Below are 19865 nucleotides of genomic sequence, written 5' to 3' on the forward strand. Positions count from 1 at the left end.
GTGATATGTAACATTGTCTATTTCATCCCTGCGCAGGCGGGGATGACATGATTTAGTAAATACTCTCATTTTATATAACTCATCGCACGCGCTGAACGCTTGGGTTTCCAGGGTGTACGCGGGCGGGAAGATATGCCTTCCATCTTGTAAAGATAGGGATGCGAAAGCGTGTAGGAATAAGGCCGGTATTCACTGTAATAATTACACCAATGACTATTACCCATTGAAATAATCCTGCCATCGCCGTTCACATATTCCGAAACAAGATTTGAAGGGCCAAAGAAATAAATACTGCTATCGCCTGCTGCAGAAGCAAACAATTTCTGGCTAGCTGTCACATTCATATGCGATGTATCATGCGCCCTGACAAACGCGCTTTGAGTGCAAAAATCACGCCCATAAAAACGGGAAGCATTAAATGTGTAAGCAGACAAAGTGCGCGCACAACCCGCAAGGCCAACACGGGCATGCTGATAAGCAGAAACCTTTATATTGTCGCTATTTACCAGATAAGCATAGACACAAGCATCATCTTTGGCTTCTACTTCTTTCAGATTCACAAAACCCTGGATGCCAATTTTGCCTTTTCCTTCGGCGCGAATGTTAAGTCCATTACTGTTTGCACCGATGATATTAATATCGCCCGCGCCCTGATGCTCAATGGATCGTACACCTACACTGCCGCTAATATTCACAGAGCCCGTACCGGATGTCTTGATTTCCAGCGCGGGCGTATACGCACCAAAAACACTAATGGCAGCATTGCCTGCGTTATCGACCCGCCTCAAATTGACATTTCCCGCCAAATAAACATTGCCGCAGGCGGTATTGGTGGCAGCGATGCAAAGGTTGCTGCTTCGGATGCGGATCGCTTCAATCGTACCGCATCCCATCTGGGTCAGATTACGCAAGCGCCGGACACCGATGCGTACAATGACACGCTCCATTACCTTGGGTGAAATATACTGTGTCTGGCGTATATAAAGCGTTTTGCCCTGAATTTCTACCGCCACCTCACGCACCCCTTCATTAGGACCATAAAGGTAGAGAGTGTTGTGTTCGTCTGTACCAAAAATCTGGACCTGAAAGGCGCCATCAATTTTGATATCGGTATAGTTGTCCGGCACAGTGACTTTCATTGTACTAATCGCCGCCCCATAAGGCGCGCGGCGGTTTATTAATTCTGCCATGTTCGGATTCCCCGTAAGGAACCAGCTATCAGCGCCTTTTGTCCATCGATGGGGATTGGTATCGACCAATTGACGCCAGTTTTCCTGGGTATGATCCGTACTAAGATAGGGGTTTTGATTGGTGCAGGCGGCCAAGGAAAGAAAAAAAGGAAAGACAACCCCTGCTAATAAATATCGTTTCATGACAATCCTCTTGTCACATGCCGGTGAAAAATATTAAATATTCACACTGTTGAAAATTTACCATACACACAGATCATTGTCATGCGAGAACCCCCAGCGCTTCTTATGGAGAAGGTTTCTGCAACAGATAGACATAACCCGGCACAGGCTGGCCTTCCTGGGTACGCAAGGCAGCTTTCCCTGCCGACAGCACAGCAAAATGATTTTGCAAAGCCAGCCTCGCAAGATAACGAGCATGATGAGCAAATCGTCCCGAAGCAGTCATCATATAGGCATCCGCTTCGCTGATTTCCGTGTTAAAAATAAAAAGCCCGCCCGGCTTTAACGCTTTCGCAACCGCCAAAAAAACACCCTCCAGATCGCCAAAATAGATGATGACATCACCAGCAATAATCAGGTCATACTTTTCCTTTTGATCATATAAAAAAGACAGCATCTCGGATTGGATGAGTCGGTCATAACAATTTTTTTGTGCCGCGACAGCGAGCATTTTTTCGGAGAGATCTACACCCGTCAGCGTTTTAGCCAATGGTTTAAACTGCTCGCCACACAAGCCTGTCCCACAACCCAAATCCAGTATCGCCCACCGCTGGCCTTCAACTGGAACCGCCTCTTGAATGATTTGGTACATCATTTGGGGCAATCGGTAATCGAGTAAATGCAGCAGATGCGGTTCATAATGGTCTGCATAGGAATCGAACAAAGAACGAATATATTCGGGCGGTGAAACAGATAAATCTTTTCTGTGCGTCAGAATATCAATGGTATGGCGTATCGCTTTGTTATGCGGCTCCTGGCGTAGACATGCGCGGAAATGGTCTAGCGCCTCATCCGGCTTTTTCATGACCAGATAGACAAAACCAAGATTGTTGTGCGCCTCATAAAAATCGGGCTTGATCTCTAAGGCCCTGGAATAAAACTCGATAGCCTGAACCAATTGGCCTTGCTGCATGCTGATCACGCCCAGATTAAAAAGCACCTGCACATCATCAGGCTGAATCGCCAGCGCTTTTTGATAATGGATTTTCGCCTCGTTAAGCTTTCCCTGCTTTAAATAACACGCTGCCAGATTGATCTGCGTTTCAAGATGAAAAGGATGGTTGTCTTCAATGAGACGGAAATGTTCGATAGCCTGTGCATATTGCGCCTTCTGCATCGCAAGACAGCCCAGCTGAAAATGCGCACCCGCATGTTGCGGAATCAGCTCGACCAATGCCTGATAAGCATGCCATGCCGCGTCATGGCGACCAGATTTTTTAAATGCAAGTCCGAGATTATAATAAGCATCTACGTAATCAGGTTGAATTTGAATGGCAGCCTGAAAAGCATCAATGGCTTTCTGCCATTGATCCTGAACAAAATACACTGTTCCCAGATTATTAAACGCCGCTGCAAAATCCGGATGCCGCTCAATGAGATCAAGCAGAATCTGTTCGGCTGCGGCATAAGACTGTTTTGCTTTTAACAAGTTTGCATAATGGATGAGAAAAACAGGGTTATCTGGTTGAATGCTGATCGCTTTTTTAAGTAAAGCCTCAGCCTCGGCAAGCTCGCCTTCTTCGGCATATAAAAGTGCCAGCGAGTGCAATACGGCAGGGTCATCAGGATAAGTTTTCAGCAAAGCAAGATAACCCTCCCGAGCTTCTTCCAGCCGTCCGGCCTGATGTAATTGCTGGACTTCAGTGATGTTCAGCGACTTTTTCATATCTTATCTTTAATGATCTTGATAAATTGAGTATAACGTATGTATCAGCCAAGGTTGACAAGGAAGCCCTATGCAGCTCACGATCAGGACCGCCAAAGCACCCATACAAGCCAATGTGATCATACCGGGTTCAAAAAATATTGCCTATCGCGCAATCATTTTGTCGGCGCTAGCAGATGGCGTGTGTGAAATTTCGGGACTACAGGTGAGCGAGAATATCAAGCTATTGATTGCTGCGCTGCGCGAACTCGGTATTGTCACGCAGCTAGATGAAGCATCACGGTACTGCATTATTGCAGGTGGCAACGGTAAACTCCCCAAGAAGCAAGCAACTTTATGGTGTCATGATTCGCTTACACTTTCCTACCTGTTAATGGCTATCTGCTCGGCCACTTCCGGCGTGTACTACTTTGACGGCAGCGCATCGTTACGTGAACGTCCGCTCACATTTATGATGAATACTTTAAGTCGTCAGGGCATCCAATTTATCCCAGGCGATTCACAAAAAATGCCTTTTACACTCGTAGGTGCAGACACGCTGGAAGGAGGCGAAGTCATTTTGGATCACACTGCCAACCAACATATCGCCAGCGCACTGCTCATGATCGCACCCTTTGCACGTTCGCCTTTTACTTTCACCCTGCATGAAACGGTTAACCAAAGCCATATTGATATGACTTGCGCGATGATGGCGGAGTTTGGCGTACTCGTCCACCGCATCCATCAAAGGCAACTAATGGTACCCGTTCCCCAACGTTATCATGCCAAAGATTATGTAGTTGAACCTGATTTCGCTATCGCTGCTTATTTTTTTGCTGCCGCTGCAGTAACCGGCGGTGAAATTACCATCCAGCCCGTCAAGCTTGCGCAATCCAAACAGCCTAACGCCAAATTTCTCACTATCTTGGAAAAAATGGGATGTCGCATTCGCGAAACCAAAACAGGTCTTACACTTTCCGGGCCGGCGCAATTGCAAGGCATTGAAGTCAGCATGCGCGATTTTGCCGACACCTTTCTGGCTCTCGCTGCTATTGCCCCTTTTGCCAAATCCCCTGTTCGCATTTCTCATCTGGGTCCACTGCGTCAAAAAGAAAAAAGCCGCATGACTGCGATGAAAACCGAGTTAACCAAAATGGGCATCCAAGTCGAAACAGGCGAAGACTGGATTAAAATTTTCCCCGGCTCGCCTCTGGGCGGCGTTATAAACACGCATGCAGATGCCCGCATTGCCATGGCTGCTGCCATTATCGGACTAAAAGCTCCAGGCGTGATCATTGATGACGCAAAGTATGCAGAAAAAACCTGCCCTGAATTTTTTTCCCTATGGGAAAAATTGGCAGAACCGCTCAACATCAGTGCATGAGCGCTGGATCAGCGCAAGACATGGATACTTAATAGTTACTAACTCTGTACACGACAAAATTTCTAACCGTTCGCCCTTCGAGACGGCCGCTTCGTCGGTCTCGAAGGGCGAACGGTTAGAAATTTTGTCGTGTACAGAGAGTTACTAATTATTCTCGTCGCTATGCATTTTTCCTGCAGACCAAACCGCAAGCGCGATCTCAATGAGCAGTAATGCGGCGACTACATATTGCCCATAACCCGCAATCAGCATAACAAGCACATTTGCATCAGGTTGGTAAAGAAAATAAAAGAGCGTAAACGCATAAAACATTCCGAATGTAAAATTACGCGACCACTGCGGCGTGCGATAAACCCAGAGGCCCTTCATGAATCCTTTTAGGCGGATACGTATCATAAGGCGAGAAAATTCCAACAGTTCAACGATGAAAAAAGAAATCGCTGTCCACCACCACGCTGCCGCTATGATCCAGTCAGGAAATACTTGCAGCGAAATAATAGCAAGGCCCGTAATAGCCATGGCGCCATGATTGATGCAATTTGCATCCGGCCAGACAGCCACCAGATGTCGTCTGTGTGAGCAAATAAGATAACGCAAAATCAAGTACAAACCGAGCAGATAAAATAAGAAACCTGCTATTATAAGCAGCTGGTAACTCCACATCGGAAGATGATGATGGAAAAGCGCTTGAAGCATTAACACAATCGCCTGAGTACTTACCGCCGCCAGCAAAATCATGCCATTTTCTGGCATATGTAATCGCTTGCGTATCGCGCGCCAGAACCATTTACTAATCATGGCTAAATAAATAACCCACATCAGAATAGCTATCATCGATAACAACACGATGACGCCATGTAATGTTTCTTCCACCTGATCGAGCAACAATACGGTAATGGCTGTACCTGCCACCCAGGTTCCCATGCCTGCACAGTGATCAAACCGATTCAAGAAAAACAAACCCTGCAAATAGGCATTCAAAAACCCTACAGCCAGATAAAACCAAATGATTAGCACTTCAAAAGCAACCATGCGCATCACCAGAGCAGGAAAATGAAACTGTGGCAAGCAGTGCAATGCAAATATACCTATCGCCATCACAATGGCGCCGCTTGAAACTGGTGGGATCAGATGGCTGAAAAAATGATAATAAATTAGGTGCGTAAAAGCCAAAAGCAGAACGAGCAAAACAAGCGGTGACTCGATAAGCGCAGTCCATTCAAGCATCGTAGCTGGCATCCCTGCATTCAAATGACATGGCACTTTCTTTTATTATACCTTATCAGGGCATGAATATTTTGACCTTTTCTCTTCAATCTTTGCACATTTTACAAGCATCCACTTCCTAAAAAGCGGAGCCGGGGAAGGATAACTCCGCATAGTTTTTTTTTGAAAAAATAGGTACTCTAATATTATTTCCCGCGTTAGGAATGGAGCCGGACCATGGAAAAAGTGTCAGCCACTACCTCAAAAGTAAACACGAACACGGATACCGCTAAAAATATTGCACAACAGCTTTTGGAATCAGCCGGCATTGCCATTAATGGTCACGAACCATGGGATATACAAATTCACAATGAAGAAATCTATTCACGCGTCTTACATGATAACTCTCTGGGCCTCGGCGAAGCTTACATGGACAAATGGTGGGACTGCCAGCGATTGGATATTTTCTTCGAAAAAATTCTTCGCGCCCGACTTGATGCGAAAATAAAAATTCCTTTTCATTTTTATTTAAGGCTCCTTTTAGCCCGCATTATTAATTTTCAAACTAAAAGCCGCGCAAAACAGGTGGCTTATAAACACTATGATCTTGGCAATCCGCTTTTCACCGCGATGCTGGACAAACGCATGATTTACAGCTGCGCCTACTGGAAAGATGCCGCAACGCTCGAAGAAGCACAAGAAAAAAAATTGGACCTTATCTGCCAAAAATTGCAGTTGAAACCAGGTCACCGCTTGCTGGATATAGGCTGCGGCTGGGGCGGGCTCGCACGATTCGCCGCCGAAAATTATGGCGCGAACGTAGTAGGCGTCACCATTTCAGAACAGCAATATCGTTATGCAAAAGAATACTGCAAAGATTTGCCAGTCGAAATCCGGCTACAGGACTATCGTGACATCAACGAAACATTTGACCGCATCGTCTCGGTTGGCATGTTTGAACATGTGGGTTATATGAATTATCCCACTTTTATGGCAACAGCACATCGCGCACTCGCCGACAATGGATTGTTTTTGCTACATACCATCGGCGTAAATGAATCGAGCTATTTCGCAAATGAATGGATCACCAAATATATTTTTCCCAACGGCATGCTGCCTTCCATTGCGCAAGTTGCAAAACCTACTGAAAAACTATTCGTTATGGAAGATTGGCATAACTTCGGCTCTTATTACGACAACACCCTCATGGCCTGGCATGAAAATTTCTTACGTCATTGGGAAAATTTAAAATCGCAATATGATGATCGTTTCTATCGCATGTGGACTTATTATCTGCTTTCCTGTGCAGGAGGCTTTCGTGCGCGCACGATTCAATTATGGCAAATTGTATTCTCCAAACGGGGTGTCATCGGCGGCTATCTCGCGCCACGCTAATAAACTTATTGTACAGGCAGCGTTGACACCAATTGCAATAACAGCTTGCGCGCCTCTTTTATGTCATAGATGAACCCTACCACGGTTAGAAAATCAGGCGAAATATCCAGCAATTCCAGCTGAGCCGGTATCAACGACTTTACCTTATTTTCCAGTTCCGAAATGTCACTTGTGAAATCAGATTCGGTTTTGACAAGCTGGGCACTGGCGAGGTATGCAACCAATATCCTCATCAACTCTTCATTTTTTTGCGTGACAATCGTGACTGGTGTAGACAGTTTTTTAATCAGCTCCGGATCTACCGGCTGTGCAGCCCGATAGTCCATCGAAAAAAATGTATCCGTGAGATGCTCGAGGTTGGTTAAAAAAAAACGAAAGCCCGCACGCAAGCCAGGATTAAATCCCGCTTCATAAACCCATTCCGGGTAATTGCCTTTTTGTGTTTGCAGTGCTTTTTCAACCTCAGACTTTATTCTCAACAGCGCATCCGCATCCTGATTTTGTCCGGTAAACCGTTCTGTAATACCATGCGAATAATTGATTAGCGCATGCAACAACGGCAACAAACCACTGCAAAATTCCCTATCAAACTGAACCGGCAATATGATTTGACTGCATATCACGCCGATGGCCGCTCCCATCACTGCATCTATAAATTGATCACGTAACGGCGAAATTGCCGTGGGCGATAGGGCAATGACAAGTAAAACCAGAGAAAAAAGCATGATGAGAAAAAAAGTTTTATTCTGTACCGGGCGATAGATGAATGTCAGATAACCACTGAGCATAAAGATGGCACTAATCAACAGATAAATCACACTCCGCTGCTTTATAACTGTCAGCGCCAGTGCAAAGACCAGTATACCTGTCAGCACAATGAGCGAGTAGAGCAATCCCTGACGCAGCGGTGTGCCGCGCGTTGTTTGGCTTACCAGAAATGCTGTCAGCACAAGAAAACCTTCACCGCCGTAGGCCAAATGCTGATTGGCGTATACTGAAAGAAAAATAGCCACACCTGCGCTTATGGCATGACGAGCAGTAAATGATTTCAGCCAAGTCATCTTACTTTCTCTCTCGCTTTTACTATAACCGAATACAGGCTATTCATTTCATCCTGCAGTGATTTCAAGCTCGCGATAAACAAGGCAAAAACTAATGGGTCTTGCGCAGCAATTTGTAGCACATGATGGTAGGTGTCTTCAAAGCGCTCGATTTTTTCATTTAAACCCTGCGTATTAATATGGTATCTTTTGCCGCGCAAAACAGCCATCATGTCAGAAAAAATAGCATGGATTTGCTCGCCTATGGCAGTTAATTCCTCTGCGCACACTGATAAAACAGTATAATCACCCACTCGTATACGCAGTAGCGCACAGTCGATCAACATGCCGTAGAGCACTTCAGACTGGTTGGCAAATGCGGTTAACACCCTGCTATCGGTTTCAATTTTTTTTGTCTCGGACAGCTTGATGAACTCCCTCAGCTGGCTGATGGAATGCAGATATTGGGTTTTCTTTACGTGTAATCTTCTTTCATGCAGATAGATGTTTTCTGGGTATGAAGGCGTTAAGAAACAAGTAAATATTTCCTGCTGTAGTTTAAGCAGGCTGCGCAATGTCAGCATCATCCATGCCTGCAATTCATTCCTCACAAAATAGGGCCAAAATAGAATCTGAGGCAAGCCAGCAATGAGGGTTCCTATCAGGATAAACTGGGCACTGGTCGCGGTAGGCAAATTACTAACAGAAACGACGGCAAATAACATTATCAGGAAAACAGGAAAAAAATAATTCGGGTAGCGCTGAACCAGATACATGCCTATCCCCGTTATCACACTGAGATAAACAGCAAGGAGCAGCGTAAATGACGCAGCGCCGCCTGTTAGCAGCACAGTGATAGCCAGCAGCACACCTGTCGCGCCCAAGACCATTATTCTGCGACTGAATGTGTTTCCGAACTGGATCAGTGACAAGGCAAATGCCGACCAGACAATCCAGTGACTTTGCGCCCCTCCAATTTCATGCTGCGCCAGCAATGCGCCTGACATCACAATGAGAAGATAAATGAAACGCTTGATGGATAACGCGGTGAAAATCAAATCCATGTGGGTTCCAAGTGGTGGTTTATCTCGGGTTATCAGTCATCCAGACTTCAAGTTTACACCTGATGACACTTGCAGTGTAGATTTTGCAACTTCATCCCCGCGCAGGCGGGGATCTTTTCATCCTTGGCAACAACAGTGCTAGAAAAATGATGGGTCCCCGCTTGCGCGGGGATGATACTTGTGTGGGAATGACAGCTTCTATTCTTTCTTATGTTTCTTTACATCTTTCCAGTATTCGCGTTTCAGCAAATACATAAGCACAAAGAGGATGACGAGGAAACCTAATACCCACCATCCAATACGCTGCTGTTCCTCATGATAGGGCTCAGCCGCATAGGCAAGAAAATTGACCAAATCCGCAATAGTGGCGTCAAATTGCTCCGGCGTCATGCTGCCCTGCTTGGTGAGCTTAAGCAAGTCATAGTATTGCACATCACCAAAAATGGCACCGGCATCCGGTTTCGTCGTCAGCAACACCTGGTCACCCTGATAAGGTGCGAGTATATCGGGCATAGCCGTATTGGGCACCAGCAGATTATTGACGCCGGTAGGACGGGAACTATCCATATAGAAACTATGGAGATAGGTATAAATCCAGTTAACGCCACGAATATCCGTTTCCAGTGACAAATCAGGCGGTGTGACGCCATACGGCCAGCTCTTGATATTGATCGGCATTTTATCGAGAGTGATTCCCGCTTCTTTTGCCACTTTGTCATAGCGCAGATAAATCATGGTGTGACAAGTCATGCAGTTAGTAGCAAAAAACTTGGCGCCTCGCTTAATGGATTCCATATCAGATCGATCAATGGGCGCGCTCGCGAGCACAAGCCCTTTAGACGATTCACTTCCTTCCGCCCAAATCTGGGTAGAAAACGCAGCCACTAAAATGGCCAACAAGATTTTAAATACGCGATGCTGCCTCATCATTCTGTGACCCGTTCTGGTAAAGGTTTGGTTTTTTCGATCTTTGAATAAAACGGCATTAGCAAAAAGAATGCAAAATAAGTTACCGTCAACAGTCTGGCGAGCAGCGTATAGAGCGTAGAAACGGGTTCGCTGCCCAGATAGCCCAAGCCAACGAAACTGATAACAAAGATAACAATGGCAATTTTCGATAGCGTTCCTTTATAACGAATTGAACGCACCGGGCTTCTATCCAGCCAAGGCAACACAAACATGACGGCAATACCCGCAGCCATTGTCATCAAGCCAAAAAGTTTATTGGGAATGGCACGTAGCATGGCATAGAACGGCGTCATGTACCATACAGGAGAGATTTCCAACGGTGTCTGCAAGGGATTGGCTGGTATAAAATTATCATGTTCTATAAAGTAGCCGCCCATTTTTGGCGTGAAAAACACAACAATACTGAACACAAACAAGAAAACGACTACACCCACCAAATCCTTAACCGTGTAATAAGGATGAAAAGGTATACCATCCAGCGGCACGCCTTCCTTATTTTTCTTTTTCTTGATGTCAATGCCATCAGGATTGTTAGAGCCCACCTGATGCAGCGCGACTAAATGCACGAAAACCAGCACCGCCAAAAAGAGCGGAATGGCAATCACGTGAAGCGAGAAGAATCGATGCAGTGTCACGCCGGATACGTTAAAGTCTCCGCGCAGCCAGATCAGAAGAAGATCGCCTAAATAAGGGATCGCACTGGCAAAAGAAGTGATAACCGCAGCACCCCAGTAAGACATTTGCCCCCAGGGAAGCACATAGCCGGTAAACGCTTCGATCAGCAGAGCAAAATAGATAACCATACCAATTAACCAAACTAGTTCGCGCGGTTTCTGATAGGATCCGTAAATCAGCGCACGGTACATATGCAGGTAAACCACGACAAAAAAGGCTGAAGCGCCGGTAGTATGCATGAATCGCAGCAACCATCCGTACCGTACTTCGCGCATGATATGCTGAACGGAAGCAAAGGAACCATCCGCAGTAGGGACATATTCCATTACCAGCCAGATGCCTGTGAGAATTTGCATGACAAACACAAGCAGCGAAAAGGAACCAAAGAAATACCAGAAATTAAAATTTTTAGGTGCGTAATACTCCGTCAAGTGCTTACGCATGAAATCAGTCCACGGATAACGCGTATCCACCCATTCCATAAACCGATTTTTTTTATTCACGGCTTTTTCAGTCATTATGTATTTTTAACTCCTTCCTTGCACTAGCTAATGGAAATTGCGCCCTGTACGCCATCCTTATCTTCACCTATCAGGATTTCCGTATCACTCACGTACATGTGGCGCGGAATCTTCAGATTCAAAGGAGCGGGTACATCTTTATAAACTCTTCCCGCCAAATCATACTTAGAACCATGGCAGGGACAATAAAAACCACCCAGCCAATCCGGAGAAACACTGGCTACATCCGGTCTATAAGTAGGCACGCAGCCAAGATGAGTGCAGATACCGATCGCAACCAGGAATTGAGGCTTGATGGAACGATGAATATTTTTGCAATAAGCAGGCTGCTGATCCTGTTCGCTCAGCGGGTCACGCAGGGTGCTATCCAGTTTGGGAAGCGTATCCAGCATTTCCTGGTCACGGTAGATGACCCAGACAGGCATGCCGCGCCATGGCACCGTTAACTGCTCACGTGGCTTCATTTTGCTGATGTCAATCTTGATTGGCGCGGCCGCTGCTTCAGTATCGGCACTCGGCATCCAGTATGAAAAAAACGGGACAGAAGCTGCTGCGAGTCCGATCCCCCCTACAGCAGTTGTTGCACGGCGCAAAAAGCATCGCCGCTTTTGATCAATTTCGTCCTTCACGCTCTTATGTCCTTAGCTTGACTTTTATTGTTTTAGACTCGGTTTAAAGCTCGTAAGTTTAATCATTCAAAAATAAGATGGCCAGTGTTTTTTAAGTGATGCGACGCGAATACATTGCCATTCAGGCAAAACAGGAGACTTAATCAACCATTTCACATTACCGTCCCGGTATAAAAAGTAAAACCAAACATCTCCATCATGTTTTCGCGATGCCATAAAAAAACAGCAACTCAAGTTGGGCGTAGAGTTATACCGAGAACGAACGAAATTATCAAATAATTATTGCGGTATCGATCCTGAATCGGCTGGCTAACGCTGAGTTCATACTCAAAAATCAACAGATAGAATTGCTTGCTCAGTGATGAGCTTCAGTTTATCCAGTATTTCCATATCAATGGTAAGAGGCGGCAACCAATAAAGTGTGTTACCCAGCGGCCGCAATAATGCGCCAAGCGCTACGGCCTTCTGATAAATCTCAAAACCCAGCCGCCGTCCTGGTTGATCACACACTAAATCTGCCGCAACGATTGCGCCAATCTGCCTGACATGTGTTAGCTTTTGTGTTTTATCCGCAATTGATTGCATATAAGTGCGCATCATAGAGCCAATTTGATTGGCTCTGTCACATATTTTATCTTCCTTCATCATAGCAAGCACTTCCACCGCGATACTTGCCGCAAGTACATTCCCGGAATAGGTATGTGAATGGAGAAAAGACTTTCCAGACGCATAATCATCATAAAACAGATCATAAACAGCAGAGGTCGTTAATACGGCGCTCAAAGGCAGCCAACCGGCTGTGAGCCCTTTTGATAGGCATAAAAAATCTGGCTCAACATTCGCGTATTCACAGGCTAGCATTTTTCCAGTACGACCTATTCCTGTCATAATTTCATCTGCTATAACATGAATACCGTGCTGCCTGGCCCAGACACATAAACGCCTGAGAAAATCCTGACTATAAATCCGCATGCCGCCCGCACCCTGCACAATCGGCTCAACCAGAATGGCTGTAATGCGTTCAGATAACGGTTCCAACTGTTTTTCAATGGCACGCCAGGCAAAGCCGCAATCTACCCATAGAGGATGATCTGCGTGATTCACGTAAGGCAGCGCAGAAATAAAATAAGCATCAAACAGGAACGGCGTATAAGGATCTCGATAAATGCCAAGATCGCTCACACTCAAGGCACCGATGCTTTCGCCATGATAACTATTCTCCAGCGAAACAAACAACGTTCGCTGATGTTCGCCTTGTATTTTTCTGGCGTGCGCACTCATTTTAATTGCCACCTCAATGGCAGAAGAACCATCGCTGGCATAAAAAACCTTGCTGAGCGAGCGGGTTAATTGCGTCAGTTTTTCCGACAAATTAACGATGACTTCGTTGGTCGTATTAGCCAATGCGACATGTTCAAATTTTTCAATTTGCCGCTTGATTACGGCTTTTAAACGAGGATGGCCATGCCCTAACGACTTGCACCACCAACTTGAATTCGCATCAATAATCTGCCGGCCGTCTTTTAACTCTATATGCGCACCTTGGGCCGCGACCACTTCCAGCGGCTTGAATAGCTCATAATCTTTCATCTGTGAGCAAGGATGCCAAATAGGGTTTAAATTTTTTTCTTCCCTATACGTATCGAGATTCATTTATAGTAAACCTTATTTTTTTTATTGGTTGACTGTTTGAGAAAGCTAACATATATTTTTTCAGCCGACAATAAAATAAAAATAAGGACCCCTCTCAACCATGTCAGAATCAAAATGGAATACAGAAAGCGTAAAGCGACTATTTGAATTGCCACTTGTTCATTTGCTGTTTGAAGCACAATGCGTGCACCGGCTGTACTTTCACGCAGATGAACTTGAGCTTTGCACTTTGCTTAGCATCAAAACCGGCGCCTGCCCTGAAGATTGTGCATATTGCCCGCAAAGCGCCCACTACAGTGCTGATGCTAGCCGTGAAAAGCTAATCGATGTTGAAAAAGTTGTACGGCAAGCGCAAATCGCCAAAGAAAAAGGTGCGGTGCGTTTTTGCATGGGCGCAGCATGGCGCAGTCCTCCCAAAAAAGATTTTCACAAGGTGCTGGAAATCATTCGCGCTGTTAAAAACCTTGGCCTTGAAACCTGTGTAACACTCGGCATGCTAAATGCAGAACAGGCAGCCATGCTGTATGCGTCCGGGCTGGATTTTTACAATCACAACCTGGATACTTCGCCGGAATATTATAAAAAAATCATTACCACCCGCACATATCAAGACCGGCTGGATACATTGCACCACGTGAGAACAGCCGGCATTAAAGTTTGCTGTGGCGGCATCATTGGCATGGGGGAATCGCGCGAAGATCGTATTGCGCTTTTAATCCAGCTTGCAAGCTTGCCTAAGCCACCCGAAAGCGTTCCTATTAATCGCCTCATTCCTTTTGAAGGAACACCATTGGCAAACTCGCCTACGCTAGACAATTTCGAGTTCATACGCACCATTGCTGTTGCGCGCATTTTAATGCCGACATCAATACTGCGACTGTCTGCTGGCAGGATCACCATGTCGGAAGAAATGCAGGCCTTGTGCTTTATGGCGGGCATTAACTCGATGTGGCTGGGTGAAAAGCTATTGACCGCCAAAAACCCACAATGTGGTGAGGATCATGCCCTTTTGCAAAAACTGGGAATGAAAAACAGAAAAGTGGCCACACAATGAAAATCATTCCATCTATTCAGAACAAACTTGATCAGCGAGCGGCTCGCTTTCTGCTAAGGCAGCGATATATCATCGATACCAAACACAACAATGAAGTATTCATAAGCGGAAAACGCTTAATTAATTTTTGCAGCAATGATTATTTAAATCTGTCCGGCCATGTTGAAATAAAAAACGCATTTATGCGAAGCGCGCAAAGATATGGAACAGGGAGCTGTTCATCGGCATTGATTTCGGGCTATTCCAAATCGCATTATCAACTCGAAGAAACTGTTGCTGACTATCTAAATCAGGACAGAGCTATTCTCTTTAACTCGGGATATCATGCCAATCTTGGCGTCTTAACTGCGCTTGCCCATAAAAACAGCCTGATCATTGCTGATAAATTTTGCCATGCATCACTCATAGACGGTATCCAGTTATCGCAGGCCAAATTCCATCGATATCGCCATCATGATCTCAATCATGCGAGCGCGCTAGCTGAGAAATACAAGCACTCTCCCTTGCTATTTGTCACCGAAAGTGTTTTCAGCATGGAGGGCAACATTACCGATTTAAGAAAGCTTTCTTCGCTCGCTAGCCAACATAAGGCAGCACTCATCGTCGATGACGCGCATGGTTTTGGCGTATTAGGCGCTAAAGGAAAAGGCATCATTGAACATTTGCAAATGTCAGCAACTGATATTACCTGCCTTATCATTCCCTTTGGAAAAGCATTGGGCAGCTTTGGCGCCATCGTTTCTGGAAGCGAGGAAATAACAGAAGCCATTCTGCAGCTGGCAAGAACTTACTGCTATAGCACCGCCTTGCCTCCGGCCATTTGCGACGCCACAAGACAAGCCATCAGAATCATGCAGGCAGAAAATTGGCGCAGGGAAAAATTGCTTTACCTGATCAAATTATTTATTCAGGAAGCCAAAGCAAGACAACTACCCTTGACTTCTGACGATGAAACACCCATCAAATCCATCTTGATTCGAAATAATCAGCTCGCACTGCGATTACAGCAAAGATTAATGCAAATGGGCTGGTTCGTCTCCTGCATTCGTCCACCTACCGTACCCGACCAGACATCACGAATACGTCTATCGCTTAATTGCATGCACACTGAAAAACAGATCATAGCACTGCTTGATCACATCAAAACGCTATTCGATATCGTTACAAAAACACAATGATGGACAAAAAAGCGCATCTTAAAAAATTATTTAACAAAGCTTCCCACAGCTATGATGAACAGTGCCAACCGCAACAATACATCGGCAGCAAACTACTTCGTTTACTCATGTTATCTTCACCCTCTTCACAACGTATTATGGATTTAGGCTGCGGCACAGGTCTTGTTACCGCAGAGCTTGCGCGCACGTTTACGTACCAGGATTTTCACGCAATTGATATTTCTAATGAGTCGCTTTGTCTTGCCGCCAAACGGCTGCATTGTTTAGGTATAAAGACTTATGAAGCTGATTTTGACCGGCTATCTGCCTATGGCACACCATTTGATATAATATTCTCTAATATGGCGCTGCATTGGAGCACCTGTTTTATCTCCACACTGAGCCGGTTGAGCACGCTGCTTTCTCCTCATGGCACACTTGCCTTTTCCATTCCACTTCCAGGGACATTTCATGAATTGCAAAACGCTTATTCCCGTTATTATTTTTTCGATCAAACGTTTATCGCAACACTGCTTACACACTGCGGGTATGATGTGCTCATACAAGAGCGAGAAACCATGATTTATAAATTTTCAGATACCGTTTCTGCCTTGCGCTCGATCAAACAGACTGGCGCTTCGTATGCTTCCGATAGACGCCACCGTAGTTTGTTAGGCAAATCGTTTATTCAACCGACGAAAGTAACTCAGTTAACCTACGTAGCTGGCTTCTTTATCGCTGTCAAAAGGGACATTCATGTCAATCAAATTATTCGTCGCCGGAACCGATACCGATGCAGGAAAAACCTATATTAGCACCGGATTATTGAGAGCCTTTCATCATGCTGGCTTGTCTAGCCTTGGCATTAAACCCGTTGCTTCGGGCTGCTTTCAGGATGGAACACATGTATTCAATCGTGATGCACTGTTGTTACAACAAGCTTCATCTATAAAATTAAGTTATGAAAAAATTAATCCCTTCGCTTTTCTGCCGCCAATTGCACCTCATCTTGCGGCCCAGCAGGCTGGGATCGCTCTTAACCGAGAAAAACTCAGTCACGGCATTCATGCTGCACTCAATTCGCCTGCCTATTTTTGCCTGATTGAAGGGGCGGGGGGATGGCATGTTCCACTCAATGACACGGAAACGCTGGCGGACTTGGTCATGCATCACCGCTGGCCTGTATTGCTGGTAGTTGGTATGCGGCTTGGCTGCCTGAATCATGCAATTTTAACCTGCAAGGCAATACAACAAAGCGGTGTAACGCTCATAGGCTGGATCGCAAACTGCATTGATCCCGGCATGGCTTATTGTCAGGAAAATATTGCAGCACTACAAAAATGGCTTTCTGCTCCTTTGCTTGGCATTGTGGGACAAAATGAATTGCCGGAGAGAATGATGGATTTAGATATGCTAAGGAAGATAATGCGGGATGACAGGGGGAGCAAGCGAGTGCGGTTGACTACTTAGGAGTGACCAGGAGAAGAATGTTCACCCTTCTTCACAATCGAAGTATCACCCGATGAAAACGCCCGAATAGAACCATTTGCAAGCCGCAGTAACAAGTGCCCATGCTCATTGATGCCGGCAACTTTGCCTCTTATTTCTTCTCTGACGTTCTTAAGCGTAATCGTTTGGTTTGCCAGAGCATCTGCTTCTGACCATCTATCAACAAAACCTGAAAATCCAACCTCCTCAAATTCGCGCAAATCAGCAAGCAGCGTATTAATCAGGCGTGCACAAAGTTCATTCCTATCCACAGGGCTGCCGAGAATTTTCCGCATGGAAGTCCATGCCTGGGTAATCGGTAGATCACCGCCAAGCATGTTAACGTTTAAGCCGACCCCGATAATGGCCTGACAGAACCCGTGTGTTTCTGCCTGGATTTCAATCAAACTGCCAGCGATTTTTTTATTACCATGTACAATATCATTGGGCCATTTCACAAACAGTCCTGTGATACCATAGTTTTTTAATGTTTTTAAAATCGTAAGACTGATCACCAAGCTCAACCCCGATAATTCGCTGATGTCTTTTTGGAAAGAATAAAGGCAAGATAGGTAAATATTCCTGCCAAAAGGCGAATACCACTCGCGGTTCAATCTCCCCTTGCCACTGGTCTGCTGTTCTGCCAAGCAAAAAGAAATGCCTTTGACCGGCTTGATTGATTTCAGGTAATCGTTAGTTGATGCAATGCTTTCGAACAAATGCAGATCCACTTTCTCATTAAGCCTTTTCTTAATTTTTTGCGTTTCAAGCAAAATCAATGGATCAAACAAGGCATATCCCTTACCTTTAACGGAATCGATAGCAACCTCATAAGCTTCCAGCTTTTTAATCGTTTTCCACACGGCACTGCGCGTCATGCCAAGCCTTCTGCCAACAGAATCGCCGTCATGATACTGACCATCATTTAATATATTTAACAGCTTGACGAGATTGGGATTGAATTTTTTCATCATGGGCATTTCGACCATAACCTAATGATTAAAGTGTCACAAAATTAAGATTGATTTTTATCTCACCAAACTAACGCGCCTATCTTGAGCCTTTACCTAACAGGGAGATATAAATATCCTGATGCCTGTCTGATTCGGGAATCATGTTTTCGCTTTCAATGAATCGGGTCTTCTTTAACACAGATATCAATTCCTTTTTATTCCACGGCTGCCCTTCAAAGAAGGTGTCCGGCGTTTCTGTAATAAAACGAGAAAATGCATTCAAATAATCCTCATCCGATTTTTCTCGACTGATTTTATTCAGCGCTTTGCTTACCAATTTAGCTAACTCGCTATGGCGAGGAGGATTATACATCATAGCAAATCCAGCTCGGCGACATGCTACTCTGTATTCCTCCTGAATGAATTTCAAAGCAAAAAACAATGCGCCTTTAAGTGCAGCAGCGCTTATCGAGGGTTCGTTTTTTAACAGGATCAAGAAATTGATCAAAGCAATACGTTGCTGATTTGAATGACGATATGATTCTTTTATTTCTTCTATTTTCTCGCCCACTTCCCGCAATTCACGATACCTGCATTGCTCTTTATAATTAAGACTATCATTAAACTTTAACTCTCCCTTATGCGCAGCAGATGCATAAAGCCCGAACCATAATCTATTATTATCAGCCAATTCCTTGGTTTCTTTTGAAACCAGTGAAAGCATCAGTAAATCTTTTATTTCTAAATACTTCAGTATCTCCAGGGCGATATCGAACGGAAACACAAAGGTTCTATTCTGCGGCGGCTGAATTTTTTCTACAAGCTGTCTGCCTATCATGATTATCTTTCCTCGTTTGAATGTTTTAAATGAAAGAATGCAACCTTAAATAGAAACATTTCCAAGTAAAGGTATATAGCTGCTCTTCTTTGACGCAGCATTTGCCTTCTCTATTTCCATTAGCATGATTTTATTAATAGCGGTTATTAATTCCAGCCTTTTCCAGCGCAAATCAGCAAAGAACATATCTGGTTGCGTCTTGATGAACTGGTGTAACACTTCCAAGTAATCGTTATCGGATCTATCTAGATTCATCTTATTCAATGCAGTGCCTATTAAGGAAGCGAGCTGATGACACTTACCATAGAGGCAAAAGGCGGCACTCGAGCTAACGATTTGTTTCGACACAAAAAGAAGCGCGCCTTTAAGCACATCTGAACCCACAGAAGGATTTGCTTTTAACTGCGTTAGCAGGTTGACGAGAGCGAGTCGATCAACATTCTGTGTGCAATACACACCTTTAATCCGCTCTATTTCCTCGCCTATCTGTTTAACTTCCATTTCAGACTGTTTCTTATACTGATCCTTATAACAAACCGTGTCATCGATTTTTAACAATGACTGCTGGGCACGGGCAGCATAAAACGGAAACCATAGCCGGTTATTCTCGGCCAATTCCTTGGTTTTTTTTGAAACCAGCGAAAGCATCAGCAAATCTTTTATTTTTAAATACCTCAGTATCTCCAGGGTGATATCAAATGGAAATGGAAAAGGAAACGTATCATTTTTTTGTGATTGATTTTTTTCTGCAACCGCTCTGCCTGTCATGTTCTCTCCTCATT

At 44.9% G+C, this 19865-nt stretch carries 18 protein-coding genes; 6 read left to right on the top strand and 12 right to left on the bottom strand.

Annotated elements, in window-relative coordinates; all coding sequences use genetic code 11:
- Positions 1 to 65: 65 nt before the first annotated feature.
- Both AQUSIP_RS09195 and AQUSIP_RS09200 read right to left on the bottom strand, forming a co-directional pair.
- Positions 66 to 1373: a GIN domain-containing protein gene (locus AQUSIP_RS09195; protein WP_114834706.1), complete on the bottom strand. Its 1308-nt coding sequence runs from the start codon at positions 1371 to 1373 to the stop codon at positions 66 to 68.
- Positions 1374 to 1476: 103 nt separating this feature from the next.
- A complete protein-coding gene (locus AQUSIP_RS09200) occupies positions 1477 to 3078 on the bottom strand; it encodes a tetratricopeptide repeat protein (RefSeq protein ID WP_114834705.1) in 1602 nt (533 codons plus the stop codon).
- Positions 3079 to 3148: 70 nt separating this feature from the next.
- Between AQUSIP_RS09200 and aroA the strand changes: the two genes are divergently transcribed.
- Positions 3149 to 4441: a 3-phosphoshikimate 1-carboxyvinyltransferase gene (gene aroA / locus AQUSIP_RS09205; protein ID WP_114834704.1), complete on the top strand. Its 1293-nt coding sequence runs from the start codon at positions 3149 to 3151 to the stop codon at positions 4439 to 4441.
- A 144-nt stretch (positions 4442 to 4585) separates the two neighbouring features.
- On the opposite strand, the gene AQUSIP_RS09210 is transcribed toward aroA, so the two are convergent.
- Positions 4586 to 5668, bottom strand: a complete 1083-nt coding sequence (locus AQUSIP_RS09210) for a TDT family transporter (protein WP_114834703.1) — start codon at positions 5666 to 5668, stop codon at positions 4586 to 4588.
- 216 nt (positions 5669 to 5884) lie between these two features.
- On the opposite strand from AQUSIP_RS09210, the gene cfa reads away from it, so the two are divergent.
- On the top strand, positions 5885 to 7042 hold the full coding sequence (cfa, locus tag AQUSIP_RS09215) for a cyclopropane fatty acyl phospholipid synthase (RefSeq protein WP_114834702.1): 1158 nt from the start codon (positions 5885 to 5887) through the stop codon (positions 7040 to 7042).
- Positions 7043 to 7047: 5 nt separating this feature from the next.
- Here the strand turns inward: cfa and AQUSIP_RS09220 are convergent, their stop codons facing one another.
- The 6 genes from AQUSIP_RS09220 to bioA form a co-directional block, all read right to left on the bottom strand.
- Entirely contained in the window at positions 7048 to 8103 is a 1056-nt protein-coding gene (locus AQUSIP_RS09220; protein ID WP_114834701.1) for an aromatic acid exporter family protein, read from the bottom strand.
- Entirely contained in the window at positions 8100 to 9146 is a 1047-nt protein-coding gene (locus tag AQUSIP_RS09225) for an FUSC family protein (protein ID WP_114834700.1), read from the bottom strand. The genes AQUSIP_RS09220 and AQUSIP_RS09225 overlap by 4 nt, the downstream gene beginning before the upstream one ends.
- Positions 9147 to 9344: 198 nt before the next feature.
- The gene (locus AQUSIP_RS09230) at positions 9345 to 10076 is read right to left on the bottom strand and encodes a cytochrome c1 (protein WP_114834699.1); all 732 of its coding nucleotides are present in this window, start codon (positions 10074 to 10076) and stop codon (positions 9345 to 9347) included.
- Positions 10073 to 11308 (bottom strand): cytochrome b, encoded by a 1236-nt coding sequence (locus AQUSIP_RS09235; RefSeq protein WP_114834698.1) that lies wholly within the window; start codon positions 11306 to 11308, stop codon positions 10073 to 10075. The genes AQUSIP_RS09230 and AQUSIP_RS09235 overlap by 4 nt, the downstream gene beginning before the upstream one ends.
- Before the next feature lie 26 nt (positions 11309 to 11334).
- Positions 11335 to 11940 carry a ubiquinol-cytochrome c reductase iron-sulfur subunit gene (gene petA / locus AQUSIP_RS09240; protein ID WP_114834697.1) on the bottom strand — a complete coding sequence of 202 codons (606 nt, stop codon included), beginning with the start codon at positions 11938 to 11940 and terminating at the stop codon, positions 11335 to 11337.
- Positions 11941 to 12267: 327 nt separating this feature from the next.
- Positions 12268 to 13593, bottom strand: coding sequence for an adenosylmethionine--8-amino-7-oxononanoate transaminase (gene bioA, locus AQUSIP_RS09245; protein WP_114834696.1), 1326 nt, complete (start codon positions 13591 to 13593; stop codon positions 12268 to 12270).
- Positions 13594 to 13693: 100 nt separating this feature from the next.
- On the opposite strand from bioA, the gene bioB reads away from it, so the two are divergent.
- From bioB to bioD, 4 genes are read left to right on the top strand one after another with little or no spacing between them, the layout of a single operon-like run.
- Positions 13694 to 14647: a biotin synthase BioB gene (gene bioB, locus AQUSIP_RS09250; RefSeq protein WP_114834695.1), complete on the top strand. Its 954-nt coding sequence runs from the start codon at positions 13694 to 13696 to the stop codon at positions 14645 to 14647.
- Positions 14644 to 15825 (top strand): aminotransferase class I/II-fold pyridoxal phosphate-dependent enzyme, encoded by a 1182-nt coding sequence (locus tag AQUSIP_RS09255; RefSeq protein ID WP_114834694.1) that lies wholly within the window; start codon positions 14644 to 14646, stop codon positions 15823 to 15825. Before bioB ends, AQUSIP_RS09255 begins: the two co-directional genes overlap by 4 nt.
- Complete coding sequence (locus tag AQUSIP_RS09260) at positions 15822 to 16619, top strand: methyltransferase domain-containing protein (RefSeq protein ID WP_114834693.1); 798 nt, start codon at positions 15822 to 15824, stop codon at positions 16617 to 16619. Before AQUSIP_RS09255 ends, AQUSIP_RS09260 begins: the two co-directional genes overlap by 4 nt.
- Positions 16561 to 17274 carry a dethiobiotin synthase gene (gene bioD / locus AQUSIP_RS09265; RefSeq protein ID WP_114834692.1) on the top strand — a complete coding sequence of 238 codons (714 nt, stop codon included), beginning with the start codon at positions 16561 to 16563 and terminating at the stop codon, positions 17272 to 17274. Before AQUSIP_RS09260 ends, bioD begins: the two co-directional genes overlap by 59 nt.
- On the opposite strand, the gene AQUSIP_RS09270 is transcribed toward bioD, so the two are convergent.
- The 3 genes from AQUSIP_RS09270 to AQUSIP_RS09280 form a co-directional block, all read right to left on the bottom strand.
- Positions 17271 to 18266 (bottom strand): biotin--[acetyl-CoA-carboxylase] ligase, encoded by a 996-nt coding sequence (locus tag AQUSIP_RS09270; RefSeq protein ID WP_232058662.1) that lies wholly within the window; start codon positions 18264 to 18266, stop codon positions 17271 to 17273. The two genes, bioD and AQUSIP_RS09270, sit on opposite strands and share 4 nt — an antisense overlap.
- A gap of 76 nt (positions 18267 to 18342) precedes the next feature.
- The gene (locus tag AQUSIP_RS09275; RefSeq protein WP_114834691.1) at positions 18343 to 19083 is read right to left on the bottom strand and encodes an F-box protein; all 741 of its coding nucleotides are present in this window, start codon (positions 19081 to 19083) and stop codon (positions 18343 to 18345) included.
- A gap of 45 nt (positions 19084 to 19128) precedes the next feature.
- Entirely contained in the window at positions 19129 to 19851 is a 723-nt protein-coding gene (locus tag AQUSIP_RS09280; RefSeq protein ID WP_114834690.1) for an F-box protein, read from the bottom strand.
- Positions 19852 to 19865: the final 14 nt, after the last annotated feature.

The organism is Aquicella lusitana, assembly GCF_902459475.1.
GTDB classification, from domain to species: domain Bacteria; phylum Pseudomonadota; class Gammaproteobacteria; order DSM-16500; family DSM-16500; genus Aquicella; species Aquicella lusitana.

What these genes read in the sequence shown, in the direction of transcription:
- AQUSIP_RS09195 (WP_114834706.1), bottom strand. Translation starts at nt 1,373, where the DNA reads ATGAAACGATATTTATTAGCAGGGGTTGTCTTTCCTTTTTTTCTTTCC.
- AQUSIP_RS09200 (WP_114834705.1), bottom strand. Translation starts at nt 3,078, where the DNA reads ATGAAAAAGTCGCTGAACATCACTGAAGTCCAGCAATTACATCAGGCC.
- aroA (WP_114834704.1), top strand. Translation starts at nt 3,149, where the DNA reads ATGCAGCTCACGATCAGGACCGCCAAAGCACCCATACAAGCCAATGTG.
- AQUSIP_RS09210 (WP_114834703.1), bottom strand. Translation starts at nt 5,668, where the DNA reads ATGCTTGAATGGACTGCGCTTATCGAGTCACCGCTTGTTTTGCTCGTT.
- cfa (WP_114834702.1), top strand. Translation starts at nt 5,885, where the DNA reads ATGGAAAAAGTGTCAGCCACTACCTCAAAAGTAAACACGAACACGGAT.
- AQUSIP_RS09220 (WP_114834701.1), bottom strand. Translation starts at nt 8,103, where the DNA reads ATGACTTGGCTGAAATCATTTACTGCTCGTCATGCCATAAGCGCAGGT.
- AQUSIP_RS09225 (WP_114834700.1), bottom strand. Translation starts at nt 9,146, where the DNA reads ATGGATTTGATTTTCACCGCGTTATCCATCAAGCGTTTCATTTATCTT.
- AQUSIP_RS09230 (WP_114834699.1), bottom strand. Translation starts at nt 10,076, where the DNA reads ATGATGAGGCAGCATCGCGTATTTAAAATCTTGTTGGCCATTTTAGTG.
- AQUSIP_RS09235 (WP_114834698.1), bottom strand. Translation starts at nt 11,308, where the DNA reads ATGACTGAAAAAGCCGTGAATAAAAAAAATCGGTTTATGGAATGGGTG.
- bioA (WP_114834696.1), bottom strand. Translation starts at nt 13,593, where the DNA reads ATGAATCTCGATACGTATAGGGAAGAAAAAAATTTAAACCCTATTTGG.
- bioB (WP_114834695.1), top strand. Translation starts at nt 13,694, where the DNA reads ATGTCAGAATCAAAATGGAATACAGAAAGCGTAAAGCGACTATTTGAA.
- AQUSIP_RS09255 (WP_114834694.1), top strand. Translation starts at nt 14,644, where the DNA reads ATGAAAATCATTCCATCTATTCAGAACAAACTTGATCAGCGAGCGGCT.
- AQUSIP_RS09260 (WP_114834693.1), top strand. Translation starts at nt 15,822, where the DNA reads ATGATGGACAAAAAAGCGCATCTTAAAAAATTATTTAACAAAGCTTCC.
- bioD (WP_114834692.1), top strand. Translation starts at nt 16,561, where the DNA reads ATGTCAATCAAATTATTCGTCGCCGGAACCGATACCGATGCAGGAAAA.
- AQUSIP_RS09270 (WP_232058662.1), bottom strand. Translation starts at nt 18,266, where the DNA reads ATGATGAAAAAATTCAATCCCAATCTCGTCAAGCTGTTAAATATATTA.
- AQUSIP_RS09275 (WP_114834691.1), bottom strand. Translation starts at nt 19,083, where the DNA reads ATGATAGGCAGACAGCTTGTAGAAAAAATTCAGCCGCCGCAGAATAGA.
- AQUSIP_RS09280 (WP_114834690.1), bottom strand. Translation starts at nt 19,851, where the DNA reads ATGACAGGCAGAGCGGTTGCAGAAAAAAATCAATCACAAAAAAATGAT.